The 6,966-nt window shown below is 69.5% G+C and carries 5 protein-coding genes; 3 read left to right on the top strand and 2 right to left on the bottom strand.

Going from position 1 to position 6,966, the window contains the following annotated elements; translation table 11 throughout:
- On the top strand, positions 1-450 hold a 450-nt coding region (locus BM066_RS12805), incomplete at its 5' end, for an EF-Tu C-terminal domain-related protein (protein WP_255367573.1).
- Positions 451-593: 143 nt separating this feature from the next.
- On the opposite strand, the gene BM066_RS12800 is transcribed toward BM066_RS12805, so the two are convergent.
- Complete coding sequence (locus tag BM066_RS12800; RefSeq protein WP_089928440.1) at positions 594-1,955, bottom strand: serine hydrolase; 1,362 nt, start codon at positions 1,953-1,955, stop codon at positions 594-596.
- A gap of 73 nt (positions 1,956-2,028) precedes the next feature.
- Positions 2,029-3,693: an FAD-dependent oxidoreductase gene (locus tag BM066_RS12795; protein WP_089928437.1), complete on the bottom strand. Its 1,665-nt coding sequence runs from the start codon at positions 3,691-3,693 to the stop codon at positions 2,029-2,031.
- Between the two features lie 132 nt (positions 3,694-3,825).
- Between BM066_RS12795 and fdhD the strand changes: the two genes are divergently transcribed.
- Both fdhD and BM066_RS12785 read left to right on the top strand, forming a co-directional pair.
- Positions 3,826-4,641, top strand: coding sequence for a formate dehydrogenase accessory sulfurtransferase FdhD (gene fdhD / locus BM066_RS12790; protein WP_089928435.1), 816 nt, complete (start codon positions 3,826-3,828; stop codon positions 4,639-4,641).
- On the top strand, positions 4,642-6,957 hold the full coding sequence (locus BM066_RS12785) for an FdhF/YdeP family oxidoreductase (protein ID WP_089928432.1): 2,316 nt from the start codon (positions 4,642-4,644) through the stop codon (positions 6,955-6,957).
- Positions 6,958-6,966: the final 9 nt, after the last annotated feature.

Below are 6,966 nucleotides of genomic sequence, written 5' to 3'. Positions count from 1 at the left end.
GTCGGCATCCGTCCGGTCCAGAAGACCACCTGCACGGGCGTGGAAATGTTCCGCAAGCTGCTGGACCAGGGCCAGGCGGGCGACAACGTCGGCGTGCTGCTGCGCGGCACCAAGCGCGAGGACGTCGAGCGCGGCCAGGTGCTGTGCAAGCCGGGTTCGATCACCCCGCACACCAAGTTCGTGGCCGAGGCCTACATCCTGACCAAGGAAGAAGGCGGCCGTCACACCCCGTTCTTCACCAACTACCGCCCGCAGTTCTACTTCCGCACCACCGACGTGACCGGGATCATCAAGCTGCGCGAAGGCGTGGAAATGATCATGCCGGGCGACAACGCCGAGCTGGACGTCGAGCTGATCACCCCGATCGCCATGGAAGAGAAGCTGCGCTTCGCCATCCGTGAAGGCGGCCGCACCGTCGGCGCCGGCGTCGTCGCGAAAATCGTTGAATAACGATTTTCACGACCATGCTTAGCGGCCAGAAACGCATGCGTTTCTGGCGCGCCAAGATCGTCGAGTAGTCTCGAACGATCTAGCTTCGGCTGACAATGCGAAGGCCCCGGAGGAAACTCCGGGGCCTTTTGCTTTGGGGGGCTTTAAGGCTTCGCCGCCCTCGGCGCGGTCGTGTCGCGGCCGCCCTGGTGCAGGACCAAGGCCGTGGCCGGAGCGTCGCCGGCCTGGGTGAAGCTGATCTGGGCGTTGACGATCTTGAGGAAGAACTCGCCCGGGGCGCTGGGATAGATCGGCGCGGAAGGCTGGTTCGTCCCCTGGCTGATCAGCTGGTCGCCCTGGCGGGTGATCGTCAGGGTGAAGGTCGGCGACAGGACATAGGCGCCGACATAGCGGTCCAGCGTGGCGACGGGCAGGGTGATCGCCTTGGGCGGCTGCCAGGTTCCCACGCACAGTCCGGCCAGGTTCTCGGCGATGCTGTTGGATGGTGAGCCCATGTAGTTGGCCAGCACGATGGCGACGACGCCGTCCTGGGGATAGCGGCTGATGCCGGTGCTGAAGCCGTTGATGCCGCCGCCGTGCGAGACCTGTTCATGCCCGGCGACCGGCTTGATCCCCCAGCCGAAGCCGTAGTGGTTGCCGTAGTCGGTGAACATCGCCTGCCGCGACGCCGGCGTCAGGATCTTGCCCTCGGTCAGGGCCCGATCCCAGATCAGCAGGTCGCCGACCGTCGAATAGAGCGAGCCGGCCGCGTAGGGCAGGGTCATGTCCAGATAGTCGGCGTTCCGCCAGCCGTCCTTGGTGGGCTTATAGCCCGAGGCGCGGTGGCGCAGGATGGTCTCGCTGACGTCATAGCCGGTGTCCTTCATACCCAGCGGCGTGAAGATGTGCTGGGCCACGTAATCGGCATAGGTCTGGCCCGAGACCTTCTCGATCACATAGCCCAGGAGGATGTAGCCGGTGTTGTCGTAGGCGTATTTCGCGCCCGGTTCGAACTCCAGGGGCATGTCCCGGGTCAGCTTGATGATCCCGTCCGGGGTGAGCGGCTGCTTGGAGCTGGTCTCGAAGAACTTGGGCAAGCCGGTGTAGCTGGGGATGCCCGAAGTGTGGGTCAAAAGGTGCTTGATCGTCACCTTCGACCAGGCGGCCGGGGCGTCGACATAGTATTTCGAGATCGGATCGTCGACCGACAGCTTGCCCTGGTCGACCAGCTGCAGGATCGCGGTGGCCGTGAACTGCTTGGTGATCGAGCCGAGGCGGAACTTCGTGTCGGCGGTGTTGGCGACGTCCCACTCGCGGTCGGCCGCGCCGAAGCTCTCGCGCCAGACCGGCGCGCCGTCCTTGGCCACCAGGATCGTTCCACTGAAGCTTTCGGCCTCCAGGTAGGGCGTCATCAGATCGCGGGCCTGTTTGGCGTAGTCGGGCGTCGGACAGCTGGGCGCGGCGGCCAGGGCTGGACCGGCCAGCAGCAGACCCGTCGCGCCGAGCGAGATGATCGAAAGCTTCATGAGACGGTCCCCCTGGCGTTGATGGGAGACGATCACAGACGGCGCGGCAAGGTGCAATTTAAGGATGTGTAACCTAGGCCGTCGTCACCGGCTCGGCCAGATAGGCGTGGATCGCGGCCACCACCTGGGCGCCTTCGCCGACCGCCGCCGCCACGCGCTTGACCGAGCCAGCCCGCACGTCGCCGATCGCGAACACGCCGTGGCGGCTGGTCTGCAGGGAGGGGTGGCCAGGGGCCAGGTCCTGGCCGGTGCGGACAAAGCCGTGGTTGTCCAGCTCCACCCGGCATTCGTTCAGCCAGGCGGTGTTGGGCGCGGCCCCGATGAACAGGAACAGGTGGCTGATCTCGCAGCGGACCTGCTCGCCCGTGTCGAGGTCGCGATGGCGAATGGCGCGCAGCTGGCCGTCCTCGCCCTCCAGCTCGACGATCTCGTTGCGGGCGACGATCTCGATATTGGGCAGGCTCTTGATGCGGTCGATCAGGTAGCGCGACATGCTGGCGTCCAGGCTCTTGCCGCGGATCAACAGCCAGACCTTCTTGACCTGGCTGGCCAGGTAGACCGCCGCCTGGCCCGCCGAGTTGCCCGCTCCCACCAGCGCCACCTCCTGGCCGGCGCACAGCTTGGCCTCGAGCGGCGAGGCCCAGTAGTGGACGCTGCTGCCCTCGAACTGGTCCAGATTGGCCACGTCCAGCCGCCGGTAGCGGGCGCCGCTGGCGATCACCACGGTCCTGGCCTGGGTGGTCTCGCCGCTGACCAGCTTCAGGTGGTAGCCGTCGAGGGCGCTTTGGCCGGCGTCGGCGGCGCATTCCAGGCTGGCCACCTCGTCGGGAATGGCCAGGTTGGCGCCGAACTTCTGGGCCTGGTTGTAGGCGCGGGCCATCAGGGCCATGCCCGACACCCCGGTGGGGAAGCCCAGATAGTTCTCGATCCGGGCCGAGGCCCCGGCCTGGCCGCCGAACGCCCGGGTGTCCAGCACCAGCACCGACAGGCCCTCGGAGGCGGCGTAGACGGCGGTGGCCAGGCCCGCCGGCCCGGCCCCGACCACGGCCACGTCGTAGACCCGGCGGGGATCCAGGTCGCCGACCATGCCGATGCAGCGGGCCAGCTCGGCGTTGGACGGATGGCGCAGAAGCTGGCCGCCCGGGCACAGCACGATCGGCAGCTCGGCCTCGTCGACCGAGAACCGTTCGATCAGCACCTTGGCGCAGTCGACGGCGTCGGGGTCCAGGTGCTTGTAGGGATGGCCGTTGCGGCCCAGGAAGCCGGACAGGCGGATGACCTCGCCGTCGGCGGCGCGGCCGATGATCACCGGGCCGCCGGCCCCTGTTTCCAGCAACCCGACCCGGCGCAGGATCAGGGCCCGCATGATCCGCTCGCCCAGCTCGGCCTCGGCGATCAGCACCGCGCGCAGCCGTTCGGGCTTGATGCGAAGCACCTCCAGGTCGGTCACGGCGTGGACGTCGACCAGGGACGGCCGGCCCGACAGCTGGGCCAGTTCGCCGATGAAGGCCCCCGGGCCGTGCTCGACGATCAGGTGGGTTTCGTCCAGCGCGTCGCGGCGGGTGACCCGGGCGGCGCCCTCCAGCACCACCATGACCCCGGGCGAGACCTCGCCGGCCTTGGCCAGCACGGCGCCGGCCCTGGCGTGGGCGATGTCGCCGAACCGGCGGATGCGGTCGATCTCCTCCGGCTTGAGGATCGGGAACATCTGGTCGCGGCGGGTGTCGATGATGGCCATGGCCCTAGAGTGCGTCAGGATCGCCGTTTGGTCATCCGCCACGCGCGACGGAATTTGAACGTTCATGTCGTCCTGAACGGGCCGAAGGCTTCGGGGTTGGAGATGGGGGCGGCCAGGCGGTAGACTCCGGCCATGTCGAAAGCCGCCGCTCAACGCCGTTCCGCCCTCCAGTGGCGGGTCGCGGCCGGGTCCCAGACCGTCGCTCGCGCCACGCCCCAGGAAGTCGCCGTGGGCCTGTCGTTCGATGGCCGGCCCCACACCGTGCTGATGGCCACCCCGGACGATGTCGGGGACCTGGCCCGGGGCTTCACCGTGACCGAGGCGGTGGCGCGCGCCGAGGATATCGTCGATGTCGAGGTCACCGAGACCGACCTGGGGATCCTGGCCGACGTCCGGCTCAAGGCCGGGACGATCCAGCGCAAGGCGCGGCCGCGCACCCTGGAGGGGCGGTCCAGCTGCGGGCTGTGCGGCGTGCAGCGCCTGGCCGACGCGGTGCGGCCGCTGCCGCGCCTGGAGGCCGGCGCACGGGTCTCGCACCAGGCCGTGCAGCGGGCGGTCGACGCCCTGGACGACGTCCAGGCCCTGGGCCGCCTGACCCGGGCCACCCACGCCGCGGCGTTCGCGGACGCCGACGGCGCGCTGATCCTGGTCCGCGAGGACGTCGGCCGCCACAACGCCCTGGACAAGCTGGCCGGGGCGATGGCCCGCGAAGGGCGCGACGCCTCGGAGGGCTTCGTGCTGGTCACCAGCCGCTGCTCGTTCGAGATGGTCGAGAAGACCGTGCGGATGGGGTGTTCGATCCTGGTGGCGGTCTCGGCCCCCACCGACCTGGCGATCCGCCGGGCCGAGGAGTCCGGCCTGACCCTGGTCGCCCTGGCCCGCGCCGACGGGCACACCGTCTTCACCTATGCCGAGCGCCTGCTCGACGCTGTTCCGGAGCCCGCTTAAATGGCCGATCGCAAACCGAACGCGGGCGTTCCCGGCATCCACCGCTACGACAACGCCGCCGGCGGCTGGGGCGCGCTGAAGGCGGTGGCCGGGGCGCTGACCGACCAGGAGACGGTGATCGAAGGCGGCAAGACCCTGCTGCGCGCCAACCAGCCGGAGGGCTTCGACTGCCCCGGCTGCGCCTGGCCCGACCCCAAGCACACCTCGTCGTTCGAGTTCTGCGAGAACGGAGCCAAGGCCGTGGCCTGGGAGGCGACCTCCAAGCGCGCCACGCCGCAGGTGTTCGCCGCCCACACGGTGACCGAGCTCCTGACCTGGAGCGACCACGCCCTGGAGGACCTGGGCCGCCTGACCCATCCGATGGCCTATGACCGGGCGACCGACCGCTATGTCCCCATCGCCTGGGACGAGGCGTTCGGGCGGACGGCCGACGCCTTGCGGGCGCTGGACCATCCCGACCAGGCCGAGTTCTACGCCTCGGGCCGGGCTTCGAACGAGGCGGCGTTCCTGTTCCAGCTGCTGGGCCGGCGGGTGGGGACCAACAATTTCCCCGACTGCTCGAACATGTGCCACGAGCCGACCAGCGTCGGCTTGCCGGACTCGATCGGCATGGGCAAGGGCTCGGTCACGCTGGACGATTTCGACCACGCCGACCTGATCCTCAGCTTCGGCCACAACCCCGGCACCAACCATCCGCGGATGATGACCACCCTGCGCGACGCCTCGCGGCGCGGGGCGACGATCCTGGCGTTCAATCCGCTGAAGGAGCGCGCGCTGGAGAAGTTCGCCGCGCCGCAGGACCCGGTCGAGATGGCGACCCTGGGCTCGACCCCGATCGCCTCGGCCTATTACCAGGTGGCCATCGGCGGCGACGCCCTGGCGGTGCAGGGGATCATGAAGGCGGTGCTGGCCCTGGACGCGGAAAGCCAGGGGACAGTCCTCGACCGCGCCTTCATCGCCGAGCACACCGAAGGCTTCGAGGCGGTCAAGGCCGTCGTCGAGGAGCTGAGCTGGGACGAGATCGAAGCGGGCTCGGGCCTGTCGCGGGCCCAGATCGAGGAGGCGGCCCGGGCCTACGCCAACGCCAAGGCGACGATCCTCTGCTACGGCATGGGCCTGACCCAGCACCGCAGCTCGTCCAGCACCGTGCAGCAGCTGGTCAACCTGCTGCTGCTGAAGGGCAATATCGGCCGGCCGGGGGCGGGGATCTGCCCGCTGCGCGGCCACTCCAACGTCCAGGGCGACCGCACGGTCGGGATCTGGGAGAAGCCCTCGGCGGCGTTCCTGGACTCGATGGACCGGGTGTTCGCCTTCAAGTCGCCGCGCGAGCACGGCCACACGGTGGTCGAGACGATCGCGGCCATGGAGGCGGGCCAGACCCGGGTGTTCCTGGGCCTGGGCGGCAATTTCGCGGTCGCCGCGCCCGATCCGACCCGGACCTTCGCGGCGATCCGCAAGGTCGGGCTGACGGTCCATGTCGCCACCAAGCTGAACCGCACCCACCTGCTGCACGGCGCCGAAAGCCTGCTGCTGCCGTGCCTGGGCCGCACCGAGATCGACGTGCAGGCCGGCGGCCGCCAGGCGGTGACGGTCGAGGACTCGATGTCGATGGTCCACGCCTCGCGCGGCCTGAACGCCCCGGCCTCGGATCAGCTGAAGTCCGAGCCGGCCATCGTCGCCGGCATCGGGGCGGCCCTGTTCGGGCCGGACGACATCGTCGACTGGCCGGGCCTGGCCGCCGACTACGACCGGATCCGCGACCTGATCGAGGCGGTCTTCCCCGAGGCGTTCGCCAATTATAATGCGCGCGTGCGCCAACCGGGCGGCTTCCGCCTGCCGGTCCCGCCGTCCGACCGCGTCTGGAAGACTCCCAGCGGCAAGGCCCAGTTCCTGGCCCATCGCCGCGACGGCCAGGACGCCCGGCGCAGCCAGGCCGACGTGCTGCTGCTGACCACCTTGCGCAGCCACGACCAGTACAACACCACCATTTACGGCCAGAACGACCGCTATCGCGGGGTGTTCGGCCGCCGCGACGTGGTCTTCGCCCATCCCGACGACATCGCCGCGCGGGGCCTGAAGGCCGGCGACCGCATCGACCTGACGGCCGCCTTCGACGACACCGGACGACGGGCGGTGCGCGGCTTCACCCTGGTCGAGCGGGACATCCCGCGCGGCTGCCTGGCCGCCTACTATCCCGAGACCAACGTGCTGGTGGCGCTGGAGGACCATGACCGCCGCAGCGGCACGCCGGCCTACAAGTCGGTTCCCGTGCGGCTGGCCGCGAGCGTCGTGAACGAGAACGTCATGCCGAACTAAGCAATTGCG

It is taken from the genome of Caulobacter sp. UNC279MFTsu5.1 (assembly GCF_900114015.1).
Lineage (GTDB): Bacteria > Pseudomonadota > Alphaproteobacteria > Caulobacterales > Caulobacteraceae > Caulobacter.
Note: the sequence above shows the minus strand (reverse complement) of the source record. Positions and strands in the feature narration are given on the sequence as shown.

What these genes read in the sequence shown, in the direction of transcription:
- BM066_RS12795 (WP_089928437.1), bottom strand. Translation starts at nt 3,693, where the DNA reads ATGGCCATCATCGACACCCGCCGCGACCAGATGTTCCCGATCCTCAAG.
- BM066_RS12785 (WP_089928432.1), top strand. Translation starts at nt 4,642, where the DNA reads ATGGCCGATCGCAAACCGAACGCGGGCGTTCCCGGCATCCACCGCTAC.
- fdhD (WP_089928435.1), top strand. Translation starts at nt 3,826, where the DNA reads ATGTCGAAAGCCGCCGCTCAACGCCGTTCCGCCCTCCAGTGGCGGGTC.
- BM066_RS12800 (WP_089928440.1), bottom strand. Translation starts at nt 1,955, where the DNA reads ATGAAGCTTTCGATCATCTCGCTCGGCGCGACGGGTCTGCTGCTGGCC.